The 18,570-nt window shown below is 45.6% G+C and carries 16 protein-coding genes and 1 pseudogene; 5 read left to right on the top strand and 12 right to left on the bottom strand.

Annotated elements, in window-relative coordinates:
• Both AT710_01910 and AT710_01905 read right to left on the bottom strand, forming a co-directional pair.
• Complete coding sequence (locus tag AT710_01910; GenBank protein ID KUO92852.1) at positions 1 to 597, bottom strand: hypothetical protein; 597 nt, start codon at positions 595 to 597, stop codon at positions 1 to 3.
• A 72-nt stretch (positions 598 to 669) separates the two neighbouring features.
• Complete coding sequence (locus AT710_01905; GenBank protein ID KUO92851.1) at positions 670 to 1,086, bottom strand: hypothetical protein; 417 nt, start codon at positions 1,084 to 1,086, stop codon at positions 670 to 672.
• A 253-nt stretch (positions 1,087 to 1,339) separates the two neighbouring features.
• Here AT710_01905 and AT710_01900 point away from each other — a divergent pair.
• Positions 1,340 to 1,959 (top strand): annotated as a pseudogene (locus tag AT710_01900) (hypothetical protein).
• Between the two features lie 208 nt (positions 1,960 to 2,167).
• Here the strand turns inward: AT710_01900 and AT710_01895 are convergent.
• Positions 2,168 to 3,187, bottom strand: coding sequence for an oxidoreductase (locus AT710_01895; protein KUO92870.1), 1,020 nt, complete (start codon positions 3,185 to 3,187; stop codon positions 2,168 to 2,170).
• Between the two features lie 126 nt (positions 3,188 to 3,313).
• Here AT710_01895 and AT710_01890 point away from each other — a divergent pair, with 126 nt between their 5' ends.
• Positions 3,314 to 4,063 (top strand): hypothetical protein, encoded by a 750-nt coding sequence (locus tag AT710_01890; protein KUO92850.1) that lies wholly within the window; start codon positions 3,314 to 3,316, stop codon positions 4,061 to 4,063.
• Here the strand turns inward: AT710_01890 and AT710_01885 are convergent.
• Together AT710_01885 and AT710_01880 are read right to left on the bottom strand one after the other, a co-directional pair.
• Positions 4,041 to 5,786 carry a hypothetical protein gene (locus AT710_01885; protein KUO92849.1) on the bottom strand — a complete coding sequence of 582 codons (1,746 nt, stop codon included), beginning with the start codon at positions 5,784 to 5,786 and terminating at the stop codon, positions 4,041 to 4,043. The genes AT710_01890 and AT710_01885 overlap by 23 nt on opposite strands.
• Entirely contained in the window at positions 5,783 to 6,985 is a 1,203-nt protein-coding gene (locus AT710_01880; GenBank protein KUO92848.1) for a hypothetical protein, read from the bottom strand. The genes AT710_01885 and AT710_01880 overlap by 4 nt, the downstream gene beginning before the upstream one ends.
• 488 nt (positions 6,986 to 7,473) lie before the next feature.
• On the opposite strand from AT710_01880, the gene AT710_01875 reads away from it, so the two are divergent.
• Positions 7,474 to 8,916: an MFS transporter gene (locus tag AT710_01875; protein ID KUO92847.1), complete on the top strand. Its 1,443-nt coding sequence runs from the start codon at positions 7,474 to 7,476 to the stop codon at positions 8,914 to 8,916.
• A 44-nt stretch (positions 8,917 to 8,960) separates the two neighbouring features.
• On the opposite strand, the gene AT710_01870 is transcribed toward AT710_01875, so the two are convergent.
• The gene (locus AT710_01870) at positions 8,961 to 10,550 is read right to left on the bottom strand and encodes a hypothetical protein (GenBank protein ID KUO92869.1); all 1,590 of its coding nucleotides are present in this window, start codon (positions 10,548 to 10,550) and stop codon (positions 8,961 to 8,963) included.
• Between the two features lie 204 nt (positions 10,551 to 10,754).
• On the opposite strand from AT710_01870, the gene AT710_01865 reads away from it, so the two are divergent.
• A complete protein-coding gene (locus AT710_01865) occupies positions 10,755 to 12,071 on the top strand; it encodes a fumarate hydratase (GenBank protein ID KUO92846.1) in 1,317 nt (438 codons plus the stop codon).
• Between the two features lie 30 nt (positions 12,072 to 12,101).
• Here AT710_01865 and AT710_01860 read toward each other — a convergent pair whose 3' ends face one another.
• On the bottom strand, positions 12,102 to 13,127 hold the full coding sequence (locus AT710_01860) for a hypothetical protein (GenBank protein ID KUO92845.1): 1,026 nt from the start codon (positions 13,125 to 13,127) through the stop codon (positions 12,102 to 12,104).
• Between the two features lie 82 nt (positions 13,128 to 13,209).
• Here AT710_01860 and AT710_01855 point away from each other — a divergent pair, with 82 nt between their 5' ends.
• Positions 13,210 to 13,890: a hypothetical protein gene (locus tag AT710_01855; protein KUO92844.1), complete on the top strand. Its 681-nt coding sequence runs from the start codon at positions 13,210 to 13,212 to the stop codon at positions 13,888 to 13,890.
• A gap of 23 nt (positions 13,891 to 13,913) precedes the next feature.
• Here AT710_01855 and AT710_01850 read toward each other — a convergent pair whose 3' ends face one another.
• The 5 genes from AT710_01850 to AT710_01830 all read right to left on the bottom strand — a co-directional run bounded on the left by AT710_01850 (position 13,914) and on the right by AT710_01830 (position 18,273).
• Positions 13,914 to 14,381, bottom strand: a complete 468-nt coding sequence (locus tag AT710_01850) for a hypothetical protein (GenBank protein KUO92868.1) — start codon at positions 14,379 to 14,381, stop codon at positions 13,914 to 13,916.
• A gap of 9 nt (positions 14,382 to 14,390) precedes the next feature.
• Positions 14,391 to 15,557: a pyridine nucleotide-disulfide oxidoreductase gene (locus AT710_01845; GenBank protein ID KUO92843.1), complete on the bottom strand. Its 1,167-nt coding sequence runs from the start codon at positions 15,555 to 15,557 to the stop codon at positions 14,391 to 14,393.
• Positions 15,558 to 15,583: 26 nt separating this feature from the next.
• Positions 15,584 to 15,952: a hypothetical protein gene (locus AT710_01840; protein KUO92842.1), complete on the bottom strand. Its 369-nt coding sequence runs from the start codon at positions 15,950 to 15,952 to the stop codon at positions 15,584 to 15,586.
• A gap of 149 nt (positions 15,953 to 16,101) precedes the next feature.
• Positions 16,102 to 17,910, bottom strand: a complete 1,809-nt coding sequence (locus AT710_01835; protein KUO92841.1) for an ATPase — start codon at positions 17,908 to 17,910, stop codon at positions 16,102 to 16,104.
• A 72-nt stretch (positions 17,911 to 17,982) separates the two neighbouring features.
• Positions 17,983 to 18,273 carry a hypothetical protein gene (locus AT710_01830; GenBank protein ID KUO92840.1) on the bottom strand — a complete coding sequence of 97 codons (291 nt, stop codon included), beginning with the start codon at positions 18,271 to 18,273 and terminating at the stop codon, positions 17,983 to 17,985.
• Positions 18,274 to 18,570: the final 297 nt, after the last annotated feature.

Here is an 18,570-nt window from a genome sequence, read left to right as displayed (position 1 = left end):
TCATGCGTGTTTACCCCCCTTTATGTCTAGGAATCCATCGCTAAGCACCTTAACTAGCCTACCATTCATCCAATTACTAAGTAGCTCCACATAAGCCTCAGCCGGTGTTCGCGATGTTATTACCGTGTCGAACCTCCTTTCAAGCGACTTCAACGTCTCGGTGCATTGAGTTATGAAGGGACACCTAACGCAGTTTATGGTTGGCTCCTTCCCCGTAACCACTATGAAACCTGTCTTATAATCCACGAATGCACCCATATTATTGATGACCCTTATCAATAGATCCCCATTCTCCTTTCTAACTTGATAAACCAAGTAGATGCCGGCGGCAAGCTCGTATTCCCCCTTACCATCCCTAAGCCAACCAGACTCCAATAAAACGGATAGGTGATGAAAAAGCGTGGATTTAGGCATCTTTAATTTCCTCATCATATCTATGGGCCTAGTGACGCCAAAGTTCACTAGCCTCAATATATTTATCCTCGCTGGATGCAGCGCCTTGCGAAATGCCTCCTCACTAAGCATTCTTATGCCATCCTCCTTACTATGCTTCACCACGGGTATCCTGATGACCTCAACATCGCTGAATGCATCCATAATCTCGCAATTAATAATTCAGGGGGGTGGGGTTTATATTATCTCACGGCATGAGCAAGATACGCAGAACCATTATTTATCATGCTCGCTGCAGCTAGCCGAGTACCTGGGGCCCTCCCATATTGTTAATGATAACTCGCCGCTTCGATTACCTAATTTCTCCCTTATCTCGCCTAGGATCTGGACGCACATTACTTCAGCCGTGGCATACTTGCCCTTAACGACCTTCATCTCCGTCTTGAATGGCCCCGTTATCTTGATCTTATCAACATCGGTCTCCGGAACGAGTAATTTATAGTTCCATTGAGAAGCGATCTGCGTCACTATTGAGTTCAATTCCTCAAAATCCAATAAATAATCAAGGGACCCAAGGCTATCCCTATATTCCACTTCTAATCTATATGTGTGTCCATGTAAGTAATTATACTTATCGTTGAACCCCGTATAGTGAACCGCCTCAAAGAACACATCAACAATCTTGATCCTCATGAATTAAAAGCGAGGCACGAGTTTAAAATTTATTTATAATTATCACCTAGCTAATAAACAACTTATCTGGACCGCATCCATATGTTGATGTTCTAGTTGTTTTCATTCTGGATAAGTGGATTGAGCAGCTCATCATGCATCAACAAAATGGATCTAGTGAACCGCTCATCCCATGAGGGGGAACCCTTAATGCTTATTTAAGTAAGGGTTAGGAGGAATAATAATTAAAAAGTTAAGTGATGCTGGCTCGCTAATGGATGTAGGTATTTTCCTAGCTGCATTGGGGATAAGCCTTGGAGTTATCCGAGGCGGGGGCCGTTACTGCCATTTATCAAGCGGNCTATAAGGGCTGGAGACCAACTCTTTACTCCATTGCTGGCGTTGCAGCCGTGCTTGTTCCAACATTTATTGTGGGCAAGTACATAGTGCTGCTGCCATTGCAATACGTCCTGGGGGTTTCCGCAGTAATACTTCTACTTCGGTTATAGGCTGCTTAGGAGCAGTCGAAGATATTNCAAGGGCATTCGGAAGACCGGGGAGGAGAAGAAAGAGGGAGTGGGCGTGGTCTTCGCTGTATCGGCTACCGAAGCATTTGAAGCCGCCCTAGTCATTGTTGCATTAATACCTAAAAGTTACTNCNCCGCGCTTTCCGGAACATTGATAGCTGGGGGAAGCGTGGTGGCACTCACCATTGCATTAAAGGATCAGATAGCCAAGATAAGGCTGCCGCACTTAAAGTTCGTGCTTTCATCTCTCCTATTTAGCCTGGGAACAATGTTGGGCATCGAGATCTTCATGGATATGAGCGAATTATTCCTATTAGCATTATTCGTTGCGTGGCTAGGCATAAATTATGTATTGATTAAGGTGTAGTCCCCACTGACCTCCTCCCCGCCCTAAAGGGTGGGGGTTCCTCGAGGCCTTGTGGAGTCACGCCCCTTTTACGGGCGCTACTCATTCCCCTGGCATTGTGGAGTCGGCCCCTCACCCCCCGTTCCCAAGGAATTGACCAGGAAGCCAATTACCCCTCCAACACCAAGCCTCGAAACACATCGCCCCTAGAAGGGGCGAGGTTTGCTGTTTATTCTATAATGGGAACTTGCCTATCCTTGTTTTGTCTTTCTATCATCCATCCAGGGTATTGGGGTTTAGGCCTAGTCAATTCATTTAATTCATCTACTTGACTGGGCTTCAGATTAACGTCTAATGCGCCCAGATTCTCCTCCAGCTGCTCCATAGTCCTTGCACCAATTATAACAATGAGCTTCTTAGTTAATAGCCAAGCCAAGGCGACTTGGGCAGGTGTTGCTCCCTGCTGCTTAGCTATATCCTTAAGCTTCTCAACGACTTGCTGTGCGAGGGCTGGATCAAAGGGCGGGAAGAAGAATCCCCTATTTCCCATTCGAGTGCCAGGCTGCGGTTTCTCGTAATTGGTGTACTTGCCCGTTAATATGCCTCCATGAAGCGGACTCCACACGAGGAGGGTCATTCCACTGTAATCCAGGAATGGGAGAACCTCATGCTCTATGTCCCTATTCAGCAATGAGTAATTCATTTGAGCCGTCTCATACCTGGCGTACCCCCTTTCCTCAACCATTGTTTGCAAAACTGCCATTTGCCACGCCGCAAAATTAGATACTCCAGGATAATTGACTAGCCCCTCCTCCACTAATCTCTGCATTGCTTGAGCGGCTTCCTCAAGGGGAGCCAAGGCATCCCATCCATGGAATTGGTAAAAATCTATCCAAGTAGTGTTAAGCCTCTCGAGGCTCTTTCTAATGGCGATATTTATGTGATGCTTGGATAGGCCCGTCTCATTAACGCCTTGCCCAGTTCTACCCCTTACCTTCGTGGCTATTAGGACTTGCTCCCTATAACCAGTTAAGGCGCGTCCAAGGAGCACCTCTGATCTGCCTTCGTCATATACATCAGCCGTATCGAAGAAGTTTATCCCGGCATCTATTGATCGCTTAACCATTTTATTCGCCAATTCCTGATCAACGCCGCCCAGCTTCCATACATTCTTTTCCCCGAACGTCATGGCTCCCAGCGCCAAAACAGATCCTAGAACTCCCGTTCTTCCTATCCTGATGTATTTCATATTAGCCATAATTGCTTAACAAATTAAACAATTAAAAACATAACGTAGATCCTTACCCAAAAAGACGAGGCGCATACCCGACATCATTGAATATAGGTTTAAAAATGGAGCCTAATAATGAAGTCAGTGAATGAAGCATACCTAGCACTAATTGTTGGAACATCGCTTCTACGCAACGCCATTAACAGCAAATCGCTCAGAGATGAAACCAAAGATATAATAAATAAATCGCTTAACCAAGATCCCGAAGCCGATGCCAGATTAAGGGCAGCAGCCCTGAATGGCCGTATCCTGGATGAAATAAGCAATATCGTATGCAGCGATCCACGCATGAGCGCGGAGATGAGCACCGCCATAGCGGTGAAGAGGTGGGCGGATCGAAGCATTGATATTGACTTATTTTCAACCGATACTGGAGCATCAATATTAGCGGCGAATGCATTAGCTAAATGCATTAACATGAGGGGAACCGATATGAAAGCGACGGGCATCGTGGTTACTCCAATATTTAGCTCAATATCATTCAACGATGCCCTAGGCAAATTCCTTAACATAATGGGAAAGCGAATCATTACGAGGAGAGGCATAAGCGTCATTGGCGTGACCGGGGGCCTAAAGCTAGAGGTGGTTGCCGCAACTATCATAGCAATGCTGACCAATGCACGCGTGGCTTACTTAATGGAAAGCGGGGAACTAGTGATATTCCCAGCCATACCTATCAAATTATCTGAGTCCCTGCTTAAGATGGAGAGAAGCAAGGAGGATTGGGAGGAATTGGTCAAGAATGGATTGGCAGAGTACCGGGATGGGGAGTACTCACTTATGAAGTGGGTGATGAACCTGCTTAATATAACTACCCAAAGTGATACTTATTGATGCTGGCCTTGATGTAAACCGGTTGCCTATACATGAATGATCTCACATATATTAATCCAGGTCCTGCTAATGAAATGAATCTCCGCTCCTTGCTCGGCACATTCAATGACTCCAACACAAACTCATCGCTCCTCAGTATCATTTTGGTGTTAGTTAATTGAATTATTGCATTATTTAAGTCCTCAGGCATGTGTGTGGCGAATATTACTGATATACCTCTGCTTCTACCGAGCCTCGTGACCCTAGTTAAGTGACGCTCCATTAGGGCCTTCTCATCCTCGCTCCGGGCTTGCGGGAAGAATAAATGAGCCTCATCCAATAATATTGCCATTATTCTATCCCTATTTACCGCATGCTCCCTACCCATGTATCCATACACCTTATCCATCAATCTATAAACTATCAATCTCTGCTGCTGCGGAGATAAGTTGGCCAAATCAACCACGACATAGCCGGGCCCCAATAATTCATTATAGCGCGGCTCCTTCATGATATACCCACCGAATGATACATCGAAGAGGCCAAGTTCGCTTAATGCAAGGAATGACCTGACCATATTCTCCATTGTGCTAACGTGAACCCCTATTTCTTGAGATAATTTCTCGTAATTCAACAGCACCCTGCTCCTCTCCATAACTCCGCTCTGGCTGACTAAGTACTCATATATTCCTTTGAATGTCAAGGAACTACCCATGCTTCTCCTTATCTCTCTCAACACGGCTCCATAGAAGATCCTAGCTTGCTGGGTCAATATATCAGTTATATTATATATCTGATTAATCACTGTCCTGGTCTCTAATGCCCAGGGAAACAACGATGCACTAAAGCTACCCTTGTCCGTGGTAACTGTGAAATCGATCCTACTTATCGAAATAGGTCCATTACTTCCATGCTTTCTCCCCATTCCCCGCGCCTTTACATGCTTGACTTGTACCCCCATCTCCACGAAGTTCTTCCTAAGGTATTGCCGGATAATCGCCCATATTATGCTTCTCCTGGATTTACCTCCTTTCTTCACAATGGTAGAGAGAAAACTCCCAATAACTGGGTAAATTATCCTCATATTGCTTACGCCCATTGCAAGATGATGATAATGACCCACCACGTCCAGTGCAAGCACCGTGGCGCTCGTGTTTTTGCTTAACTCATAGGCAATATTCTTCATGAGCATTGTCTTGCCACTTCCCGTTGTCCCCACCACAAGCACGTGATGCTTTAATGCATCAAGCGGAAGCCTCACATCCTCATTAATTACTTCACCGGTGGGAAGAGATAATTGTCCTATAAGTAATCCTAAGCGAGGCAAGCCAAGCATGCCCGTTATTTCTTGATTCTTGGGCTTCCTCACCATGCCGTGAATAGGTGCCGGCCGTGCTGGGGGCCCGCAATTAATCGTTTCACCATTATCTCTGCACTCCATCACTAATTCAAGCGAGACTAATCTAGGGGTGAAAGCTAGTTCCATTTCGATCTCTTGATCAATGGAAATCACCGGAGTCCTAGCCACTGCATACACATCCTCTATATGAACCTCGGTGATTCGCGCCAGGAATCTTGGGCCGGAATCCCCAGGACGGGGCTCCACGATTAGGTATTGCCCAACTGATAAATCATCACTGCATCCAGTAACCATGTAGGCCGTGGCCTCCTCGGCCGTTATTGAGCTGGCTACTTGCCTGCTTATTATCCCTATGTAATTCGTGCAATCTATCTTGTCGCTCATGGAATTACCCCTATATCACGTATTGAGTTCTCCAATTCCCTGAGCCCATCATACGTTGGATTAAGAGGCGACAAGTTCCCGATTAAATGCATGGCCGCAGAGCTTAACCTACGCGATAACCTATCAGCTATCGAGATGGGGACCGCGGTGCCCGTTGGGTCTATCATGGATGCCACCACACCAATCTTATCATCTAGTAATTCGGCGTTAAGGCTCTCCACCCTCACTACATGGCGAAACTTGCCCATGGGAACCACTAAGTACCAAGCCGTCTTGCTATACTTACCATCCGTGGTTTCTATAGTGATCGGCCCCACCTTATATGCAATTCTACCCCCATTGCTTGAGCCACCCATATTATCTGCTTGGCGTCGAGCAATCGATTCATCATCTATATCCAAATTAAGGCACTTAGCTAGGTACTTACTATGGCTTATCCGCTTCACTATTCCAATCACGTTTTTCCCATTCATTGCCCTAACCCTTTCCTCTATTAGTGAGTAATACAACCTGGAGTAATCATTATCCATGCCCAAAGCGGCCGATGTGGAGAAGAGGGGACCATCCAATAAAACAAATGCATTGGAGGGCGCTGCCTCCAATAAGCTGGACTCAACGTGGGATCTAATCTCTTCCCTAATGGCTTCATCATTGAATCTACCATCAAAAAATCTATTGACATGCCTTGATTTAACATAGATGTAATTACCGTAATGCCTTGCCAACTCATCGGTATCGCTAGGTATATACCTGAACTTAAGGCCTAGCCACTTAACTCCCTGTAATCCAGGAACTAATACTTGCCTCCCCCCAACTAGAGCGGCGGCCACAATATGAACATCAACGCCCTCTAATCCAAGAACCCTTGATTGGCTATCAATGCCCCAGAGTCTCTCGCTTGATCCGCTTCTTCCTTCCCTCACTAGGTCTAAAGTGGATGTCTCTATATTATCGCAGAGAACCCTTATTCCGCTGTCCTCATTTATATCCACCAAGTCGGGAGATGCATAGTCACTCACGTTTTTTCCAATGTCCTTTAATGCATTAATTAATTGAAATAATTCTCTCACTAACCCATTAGATGCTTGATCCTCCTTAAAAACATGTTGCATACAATCCATATACGCAATCCAATAATAGTTTCCCCTTCCATATAGGATGGAATAATGCTCCGCATCCCCATGCCATGATGCCGACACTTGAGGATTCACTTATTTACTGAAGGAGACGATTGGTTTCCTCTCCGCCCTAGACGAGGTTGGGCTTATCCTTCCTTTTATCATGATGAGGAATGCATTATTTGATGGGATTATACACATGTGAAAAACCTCGCCATTTATGACGGGGATGAGTTGGAGGAAATAACTTTATTAGTGATGTTTTTGTTCCTCTGATGCCCATCGTGGGGTTTAGGTTTAGAGCATACACCGACGAACGTTGAGGGCGTTAAAGGCCCAGTTGAAGTTGCGTGAGAGGCGTGCAACGCCCTACGATGGGCAAGGCATGCGGGGCGGGAGCCGCCCGCAGCGCCCGTGGAGCTCCGCCCACTACCCGTGGTTCACAGCTACGGGCAAGGCGGGGCAAGGAAGCGGGAAGCCCCTTAAGGGCGAGGTAGCTCACATGGGTGTTTGCTAAAAATATCGATTTCGAAACGTTTTTATTAGAGGCATTTATTGAGGGGAACCCCATGGATGGGCAGGAAGCCGTCAGGACGTTACTTATTCTCGCATTGATGCTAGTGCTAATAAATTACGTTGAAACAATGGTTGTTCCTGCACTGCCCAAGATACAGGATGACTTCGCAACTACCGCAACGACAGTGGGATGGGTCACATCGGCTTACCTAATAGTGGGCGCCGTCGCTTCGCCGCTTTTCGGCAAATTAGCAGATGTATATGGCAAGAAGAGGATGTATATCGTGGCGGTGGCCTTCTATATAGTGGCCGTGGGGCTAGCGGGCTTCTCNCCANCAATAGGTTTCCTAATAGGGGCAAGGGCAATTCAAGGACTGGGCTATGCCGTTTTTCCCATAGCTATAGCCATAATAACCGATATATTTCCGCGGGAACGCATAGCGTTCNCGCAGGGAATACTAAGCGGTACTTTGGCAATAGGACCAGCGCNGGGCTTGCTGATTGGCTCCTACATAGTTCAAGACTTGGGATGGCAATACGCATTCCATACGGCATTCATATTATCCCTGGCGGTCTTCTTCATATCGCTGAAGTATCTAAAGGAGACTGATGTACGGAGCAAGGAGAAGGTGGATTACTTAGGGGCATCACTGATAGGGGGCGGCGTTGCCTCTGTGCTGATATACTTAACGCTGGGTCCAAATTATGGATGGAGCACTGCATCCCAGTTGGCGCTGCTCCTCGTGGGCGCATCATTGATCACCGCATTCGTGTTTGTGGAGAGAAATAGAGAGGAACCATTAATTAAACTAGGCCTATTCAAGATACGGAATGTAATGGTGTCCAACATAGCTGGCCTCATTTCAGGGGTGGGAATGTTCCTGATATTTATCGCGATAACGTATTACGCACAATTGCCTGCGCCATTTGGGTTAGGGCTATCCATCATACAGACAGGCCTCTTAATGAGCCCCGTGGCATTAACCATGGCATTAGTAGGACCGTTTGTCGGCAGGATAGTGGCGAGAAGCGGGCCTAAACCGGTCCTAATTACTGGGGCCTTGGTTGGCGTCTTGGGGTTCTACCTCATGATGATTAATAGAGCATCGTCATTAGCCTTGGTTGAGGACACGGTGATTGCATCGCTTGGTCTAATATGCATAATAGTTCCCCTAGTCAACATGGTGGCTGTATCGGTTCCAGAGGACTCCAGGGGAATAGGCATAGGAATGAATACCCTAATACGGACCCTGGGAAGTTCCATTGGTCCAGTCATATCAACGGTTATAATGGACTCATATGAAACCGTATACTTCACATTATTCAACGGCAACTTAATACCAATAGCGGTTCTCCCATCATCAACTGCCNTTAACTTGATATTTATGATTGGAATGATAATGATGGGATTGACGTTCATAGTGTCCCTATGGACCCGGAACTATAAGGCAGCAGAAATAAATCTAGAGAAGCAGGTAGTCGCGGCTACAGCCTGACAATGCTCAGCGCTTTGTACCATCATCATGCATCAGCAGTGGTCTTACTCATCAGTCCTTCCCTCTCCCCAGAAATCCTTGAGTGACTCGCTTATGGAGGGTGTTTCCCCACCATGCGCTGTCAAGCGCTTCCTAACTCCTATTAATAACGGTATTTTAACGGATAAACCGGTCACCAAAGCCTCATCCGAATTCAGCACACGGAGTTGCCCTATCTCCTCTCTGGACACGTATTCACTTATTAACTCCACATACTTCAAATCAAGTGGGTTGATTATTCTCTTGAATATTTGAGTCATGCATTGGCTCAATGCATCTGGATCCACGCGTGATGGTCTCTGCGAGACGAGGCACATGCCTATGCCGAATTTGCGGCCTTCCCTAGCTATTCTAAGTATGGATTGCTTGCTCATAGATGAGCCCTTGCTCGGCACGAAATTATGGGCCTCCTCTATTAATAGGAAAGTGGGCGGCACTAGTCTTCTCTTTGCCAANGCGAAAACGGTATCCAGGACGACGGCGGCGAGGGCTTGTTGATCCATTATATCCAGTGAACTCAGATCCAGNACCTTTATTCCAGGGCTGGATAGCATGGTCTTAACATCGAGGAGCCTAATGGGTTCACTCCCATAATAGTCGCCGTAACGGGTTAGGAAGAATGGCCTATTCTCAAAGAGCATCCGCAGCTTAACTGATAGGGATGATGTGGCTATTTCGCCCCCATAGCCCTTGGTTGCCGCATTTCTTCCGGACCCCACTATCTCATTTATCAATTCATCTATGGGCGTCAGGGGAGGCTCATCATATATGGAGCTATAGACCCACCCCTCCTCCAGTATCCTTCTCTGGGCATCGGTTAATCCATAATAATAATTAAGTAACTTGACCAGAACCCCCAGCGGCATTGACCTAGGATTCATGCCAACCCTAGTGTATTGCCTAGGACGGCCGAATCGCTTAGCGTAATGTTTATCCATTGAGGAAACATCTACTTTGCCCGGTATGTATATCGATACAAGCGATGATACTCGCTCAGCTGCCTCAATATCCTCCTTGCTGAGGCTGCTTGGATCCCCTGGATACTGCATGGCCGAGTATTCCCCATGCGGGTCAATAACCAATATGGGAAGCCCAACACGGAGGGTTAATTCCTCTAATATGACCCCCGCCAGCCACGACTTACCGGCGCCCGTGGATGCCAGTATTGCACAGTGATGAGTCACTAATTTATCTGGATCGAGCCTGGCATGAACGTGGGACCCCTTTATTANGCCCACATCAAGTGATGATTCTTGGCTAGAGCCCAGCAACGTCTCTATTAATTTATCATCTGCATCATATACTAAGCTATATGTTCTAAGCGGCCTATCTATGTGAAGCAGCCTATTCTCCTTGAATTTACCTATTATCGATAATGAAGCCGTGGTGGATGTTGATATATACTCTAGATCGAAGCCGTACTTCCTTAACTCATCCATTCTCTCCTTGCTGTCCAATTGAGCTATCATTCTCTCATCCGATAAGTAGTTCTTCCTATCGATTGAGACAACTCTAGATAAGATGGGATACTCATCATCGATTACCACGAATTTACCTATCCACACATCGTCCTCGGCATCCATGAAGATCCTCATCCTAGCTCCCTTGACCCCATCAACATCATAAATAACTCCTAGGTAATTCACTGGTGAAGAAAGAGATGATCCCATATTAACCATAACGGATAAACCAAAAATGTATTAAGACGCGGATCCCAACTATACTGCCCACAACCTCAAAACATCCATAATTAATGAATAATAACGCAAGGCTTATAGAAATAAGGATTATCTCAATTCATGAGCTACACAGAGAAGGCGCGTGATCTTTTCCTGAATACCGGAACCAGGTTTCCCTCTAGGCTGATATGGAGCATGGGGCTGATAAAGTACTCCGCTGCGAAGGCAAATAACAAGCTGGGATTACTGGGTGATTTGGAGACTAAGGCTATAATGAATGCGGCCAGGGAGGTAATGAATGGGGAGCACGATGAAGAGGTTATCCTTGATGTATTTCAAACAGGCTCAGGCACTGGACTAAACATGAATATAAATGAGGTAATCGCTAGGCGGGCCAGTGAATTAAGCGGTATAAAGATTCATCCAAATGATCACGTGAATATGGGCCAATCATCCAATGACGTGGTTCCCACAGCCATACGTATAGCCACAGTGGTGGAAGTAAGGAACCGATTAGAGCCTGCCCTTGAGGTTATGATTTCATCCCTTCATGAAGCATCCAAGAAGTACAGTAATGTGATTAAGGCCGGCAGAACCCATTTGAGGGATGCATTGCCCGTAACGCTTGGACAGGAACTATCCGCTTATGAGGATGCATTCACCCATAACGCTAATTCCATTAAGTACTTGCTGGAGGACGTTAAGGAATTACCGATTGGGGGGACCGCTGTGGGAACAGGTATAAATTCTCACCCGGAATTTGGGAGGCTAGTTATAGAGGAAGTATCATCCAGCACCGGCATAGGTTTCAAGGAGGCCAATAAGTTCAGGGCAATGCGGTTAATGAGCGATATAGCCATGTTAAGCGAGGCAATCAAGATAATCGGCATAAATCTGTATAGGCTAAGCCAGGATATTAGGCTAATGTTCTCCGGCCCATTCACTGCCCTGAACGAAATAGATCTACCCACTCAAGCCGAGGTAGCCGGCAGCAGCATAATGCCGGGAAAAACCAATCCAGTAACCGCTGAGGCGGTTCTTCTCGCGTCCTCCCAATTAATTGGATTAGCAAATGCCGTGTCGCAAGCATCAATGCTGGGCGAGTTCGAGCTATCCATGGGAGTACCATTAATAGGCCTCGATGTGTTGAGCCAAATTAATATAGCTGCCGAGGCCTTAAATAAATTCGCCAAGCTCGTGATTAATGGGTTACAGCCCAACATAGATATCATGAAGAAATACGCGGAGAGCAGCCCTGCCCTAATTACTTTAGTATCGCCAATACTGGGATATGATAAGGCAGCGGAACTCGGCAAGGCAATAATGCGGGGAAAGAGCATTAGGGAAGCGATGCGGGATGCTGGACTAAGCGAGGAGGAAATCGATGAGGTGTTAAACGCATCTAAATTAACTAGGCCAGGCATTATGGGCAAGTGATGCTTGATGAAGAATGTCCACATGAAATCCTCAAATTCCTATATATATGTTATCCTTATTCCTAATTATGCGGGTCCGCGTTCTTTTATTTGGAATACAGGGCCTGCCAACAATCGTTATTACCCTATCATATATGTTTGATCCAGTCCTCTTCAATGGGACTGCGATGCATTCGTTCCTGAATATGCCGGGCATCGCGATTTTAACATCAACTAAATCGCCTACCTTATACGGCTTCGGCAATTCCCGCGCTGGAACTATATTCATGGCATCCCTTCCAGGGATTAGGTCCAGCTGTATTGATTTTGAGAGACTCGATAAGTAGAACCAAAAATCATCCCAGGACTCCTCATTAACCGGGTTGCGGCCCCTCTTATGGTGAAGGTACTTCTGAATCAATAGTGGATACTTGACTCTATCAGTTAAGCGAAGCGCCTTAACTAATGAACCTATCTTAGCCATCTCCCCCTCATTCAAACCGGGCAGCAATACGGGCGAAATTATTACCTGTATCTTGGTGTTGCGCAAGAGGTAGCCGAGCTTTCTTAATACTTCATTAATATCATAATTCCTGCTCCCTGAAAGCCTGCGCGCTAGGGGCGGTAGTAAGGCATCAATGCTTAGATTAATCCTAGTTAACCCGGCCTCTCCTAATTCCCTTATGCGTTTCTCGCTTAACATGAATAGCCGCGTCTGCATGCTAATGCTCTTAGCAACATCGCTGATTCCCTGGACTAAGTCCACCAGGAACGGGTAATTACCAGGATCCCCCATGCCATCTATGTGGGCCTCCACATCAACCTCCTTATACTTAGCCACCTCATTAACGGCATCAATCAAAGCATTTGGCCTAACCATGTACTCCATGGCTCTAACCTTTGAATTAGGCCCAGCATTAACCGAACAAAAAATGCATGATAATGAACAAATAGATGTGGGCCTAACCTCTATTACGTTGGTCCCCCTATCTATTATTCCGAACGCTAAGGAACCAACCAGGGGGTACCTCTCATCTATCTCCATAAGCCTGCCCGAGATCGGTAATTGCCTATTCATTCCCGCTCATTTTACCCCGTGAATATCGGAGTAGGATTTATATTTTCTAGCATTAACCACTTAAAAACAATAGAGATCAAAAATGACAATTAGAGTATTGGAGGGAATGATTGGGAATAATCATTTGCCTATTCAGACCATGGCGCTCCTGCCCAGATCTGCATTTGATGAATTGATTAATTCCCCCCTTAAGTATGAGGTAATGAGGATACTCGCAAATGGACCGGCTACAGTGACAGAGGTATCCGCTAGGCTTAGCTTGCTAAAGGGCGCCGTGCATAGGCACATTAAGTCCCTTGAAGAGCTAGGATGGATAAGGCAATTAAGCGCAAATGAAGCAAAAAAACTTAATCTGACCAGGGAAGCTAATAGGATATACTATATACCTACTGCGCTCGTCTATCTTGGTTACTTAATAGAGCATGATGATGAGAACACCATAATAAAAATGCTGAGTAATTACGGGGCATTCATAGATTCAAGAAAAGGAAAATTCATTCTAAGAACCCCCACTGATCGCAAGCCACTATGCGAGAGCGAGTGCCCTGAGCACCAGTATTGCTCTGATTGGGCGTTAAGGATGGCTAAGCAATTCAAGATAAACATTCAGGAACCAGCTGAGTCAGCTGATTCCATAATATTAAGGCTGCTTTACTCGATAGCCATGAGGGAATTAAAGAATAACATGAGTAGGAACCCATTATTCATATTCAGCACTAGGTTTGATAACATATATAGGGAAAAAATGGGTTCCCCAATCTGAGGAGCGATTTAGGGAAGCACCATTTACTTCTGTTTTGAGCAGCGCCCCATTATTCGGAGAAGCTCCATTGCTATGCCGAGGCCTTTTCTAACATCTGGATCATTTAGCACACTCATTAAGCCGAATACTCCATTAACGGGCTTCGCGTTTGACAGCGTCTCCATGTTTAGGCTCTTCCCCATGCATCCTCCTAACGATTGAATTGTGCCCTTGAGATTAATTATATCTTGTGCATCCAATTTATTCATTGCTTGGAGGGATCCATCCATGAGAACCGATAACAACCTAAATAGGGCCGGCTCTTGGAACAAGTACTGAATTATTTCCTCGAATCTCTTTATTATTAGCATTAGCGAATCAAGAGCGCCGCTTTTCTTTAATTCTATTATTTGGTCAAGCAATCCCTTTAATTCATCCATGTTATCCGTTAACATGCCTATCATTTCGAGGAGCTTCTCATCCATGTTCTGGGTTTGGGTTGTTTCTGCCATCATCATCACCTACATCGTGGTCTTTAGCCAAGTTTTGTAAAAGACATCCTTTATAAGCTTACCCAGTGGCGATGTCAATATGCTATAACAACTACCCATCCAGAGCGCCTTGTTGTTATTCATGTCCAACTTTATATCGCAATTAAACATTAATCCCAACTCGCCGTAATCCATTGCGCACGTCATTGCATTTATCTGCGCAGGATCAATGGGTTGGCCAAGCAATTCGCCCGCAATGACATCGGCACTAGCTAATGCTGTGAAGTGAACTGGAACTCCGGCCGTGGGAAGGCCAATGACTGGCATGGAGTGCTCCCCCGGCAAGTAAACATCATCGAACTTAGGACTCCTTCCAGTATATACATTTGCAGCCGTCCACTTACCCATTGGAGTATCCACAACGAGGGAGGTACCCTCAAATGGCTTGGGTAACCTGGCTGGAGGCACCACTATTAATAAGTCATACTTGACTTTATCGCTCGTCAATACCACTGTCTTGTTCTTATCATCGACCTCCACGGGCCTTGCATTGCCTACGTAATTTATTCCCTTCTTCTGGAAAACATCCATGGTTATTTTAACCGCCTCCGGGCCGAGGGGTTGTATTGGCTTCTCAAATGGGTGAACCAGCGTTAAATTAACCTTGTCACGTATGCCACGCTTCCTGAAGATAGTATCTAGTTGGCCAATGATCTCAAATGGATAGACGCCACACCTATACAGCGGCTCCGGCGTGAAAACCACTACATTGCCGCCGGTGAAGCTCCTCAATGCCTCCTTCAGTTTCAATGCTCCCTCAAGCGAGAAATTATGGTATCCAACCCCTAAATTATATGTCTTGAAGTCATTTTCTACCCCTAGGCTTGCTATCAAGTAATCATAATTGAACTTGCCCTTATCGGTCTCCACGGTCCTATTTTCTGGATCCACCTTAGTCACGATGGCTTTCACATACTTAACGCCGCGCCTCCCTAACATGGAGAGCGGAAGCTGGGCCTGGGATGGATCTATGTCGCCTAACGCTATGTTGACTAGGAGCGGTGGAAGCAGGTAATAATCAGTATCATTTATTATGGTTATTTCCACATCGACCCTTCCCCGTAGACGTTCAGCCAACTTCTTGGCGGCAACGACTCCCCCAACGCCGCCGCCCAAGACGAGGATTTTCTTAGCCATGAATTACTTTACAAAAAATGTTTATTTTAAGTTTTTCCACCGTCGTTCCCATTATTTTTATCAAGATAAGCCAATACAAAGCATGGGGTATCTACTGGACATGCACCATTTGATGCATTTCGTATTTTCTCAGCTGTATCTAGACATTTGCCTAGGTTCCTAATCAAATTTATTAATAATCCAAGACCCTTCCTAACATAGGGATCATTAAGGGCCTTCACTAAATCAACTACGCCATTTATTGGTCGCGTCTCATGAGTTACATTGGAGGAGACTCCATATAATGCACAGAGCACGCAAGATGTTGCTTCTTGTAGCGTCGTTTTTAATTCGTCTTTATCCATTTGATCTATTACGCCCAGCAAGTAACTAAGTAATTCATCGCTTGTAGGCATAAGCAACCACCATGCATAGGATCTAAATATTGTTTTCCGCAGTATTCATAAACCATCAAATCTCGATAGGCTAATGATAAATCCCATCCCTCAAGGCAAGGGGGAGAATCATTGCTGGAGGACCCCAACGAACTAAGTTTATTGTTTCTTCATTGCTGGTTTCCCTCAATAAAGTAATAATATTCACCCATATCTCTCTGGGTCCTATCTAGTACTGAACCCTTCTTATTGAATCTAGGCCTGCCGGTGCTGGAGTCCCTTCTAAAAGTCATGTCCTGCATCTTCAAGAAGGCATTCATGCTAGTCCTTAAATCGGCGGGGGGCTCCGCTGCTCCGCTTTTGCCTGGTTCTCCGTGAAATACCATGGCGGCAGTGCTTACCCTATCCATCATGGTTATGTCATGCTCCACAACAAATGCCAATGATTCCTTCTCGGTTATTGTCTTTAGTAGCACATGAGCTATCCTCATTCTTTGCTCCACATCAAGGTAAGCCATGGGTTCGTCGAATACGTATACATCCGCTTGACGAAGCAAAGCCGCAGCTATAGCAACCCTCTGCAACTCACCACCACTCAACTCAGAAAGAAGCCTATCCATTAATGGAATCAACGCTAATCCATTGGCTAAATCCGGCCAATGAATGTTCGACTGATAATCGGCGCCCGCCACCTTAGATATATAGCCATTCACGGTGATGTCGCCTAGTTTCATCGCTATATCGCTGACGTACTGCGGCTTGTAACTCATCGTTATGTTGCCATATGGCACTACCGTTCCTTCATCTGGATCAAGCTCGCCGGCCAGCATCTTCGCAAACGTGCTTTTGCCTATTCCATTGGGTCCAATTATTCCAATGACTTCTCCCCTAAATGCTTTGCCGGGCATTATGTCTAGTTCAAATGACCCTAACCGCTTCCTGAGTCGTGTCCACTCTATTAGTATCTTGTCCTCCTTGATTCTCCTTGATGGTGGGTTAATGTTGAATTTAACTGGCTCCTTTCTTATCAGTATGTTCTCATCAACCAAGTAACCCTTTAGGTACTCGTTGATGCCATCCTTAACGCTCTTGATATGTGATGATATACCGTAGGCCCCTGGTTTTCCATATAGGATCACGACCAGGTCCGATAAGTAATCCATTATTGCCAGGTCATGATCTATTACCAATACATAGCGGCCCTCCCCCGCTAATTCCCGTATTGCGTTGGCAACCCTGAACCTCTCCACTATATCTAAGTGAGTCGTTGATTCGTCGAATATGTATACATCCGCTTGACGAAGCAAAGCCGCAGCTATAGCAACCCTCTGCAACTCACCACCACTCAACTCAGAAAGAAGCCTATCCCCTAAGTGAAGCAAATTCAATTTATTCATTACTTGATTCAGGGCCGATTCATCACTCTTAATCCTCGCAAGAACTTCCCTGACCTTGCCCTTGACATACATCGGGATAGTCTCTATGTACTGGGTTTTATGAACCACCTTAAGTCCCTTCCCATAAAGCCTCTCCATGTATGATTGCATCTCTGTTCCTTTAAAGTACTGAATAATCGCGGTCTCACTGGAATTACCGGTGCATAGATTAGGCCTTATCTCTCCGCTCAATATCTTAGCAATTGTTGTCTTACCCAACGCATTCTGGCCTATTATTCCTATAACCTTTCCAGGCCTTAACAAGGGCAACCTAAACAGCTTAAAGCCGCTTGGCCCATATTGATGAATACATTCCCCCTCGAGCTCAGCGGGAGTATTTATTATCGTTATTGCATCGAAGGGGCACTTCTTTATGCATATGCCGCATGCCGTGCAGAGGTCAGTTATGATGGGCTTCTTGATGTTCTCATCGAAATAGATAGCTCTCTTTCCAGTTCTAACTAATGGACAGAATCTAATGCATTCCTGAGTACATTTCTTGGGTTGACACCTATCATTATCTACTACGGCTATTCTACTCATTGCAATTCACCATGAGGTGCACGCCTTAAATATTATTCCAAGAACAACCCCATCTACCTAAAAATATTTCAATTAGTCCTCGGTTTCTCCGCCACGTTCATCCTCATATAAATTCTCAAGCAATTGCTTCTGGTAGTCCTCTATCATTTCCTTCTCCTCATCAGTTAAGTTATCCTTCTCCTCCTCCACAACAGCTATCTTTCTATGCTTATCCTCGCCTATCTCTTTCTTCTGAACATATGCCGACTTGGCTTTAGCATCTATCTCCTCCTCATAGCCACATTTAGGGCACCTCAGCAATTGCTTTCCATTCTTGCCCTTAACAGGCATCATCAGCGTGCCACACTTGGGACAAAATCTCATTAATGTCTCACCATTACTTCCCCTTTAAAACCTTTCTCTAAACTAATACCCAAAATTATTGCAAATAATAATCGAGCAGCACCCATTAAAGGAGCGTAATCCTCTAAGACCTTGGGGAGTCCTTGCCATAAATTAGTGGGGAGGAGGCAGTATGTATCTCGTAACGTTGAGGATAAGTAGTTCATGTGGGCTTGCCGCCGCTGCGGAGGAGTCCCGAGGATCGGTTTACTCCCTGTAAGCAATCCCAGTTAATGATGAGGTGAATAGCGTTCTCAGCTTCATGAGAATAAGCGGGAA

This window comes from Thermocladium sp. ECH_B (genome assembly GCA_001516585.1).
Classification (GTDB): Archaea; Thermoproteota; Thermoprotei; order Thermoproteales; family Thermocladiaceae; genus Thermocladium.
Note: the sequence above shows the minus strand (reverse complement) of the source record. Positions and strands in the feature narration are given on the sequence as shown.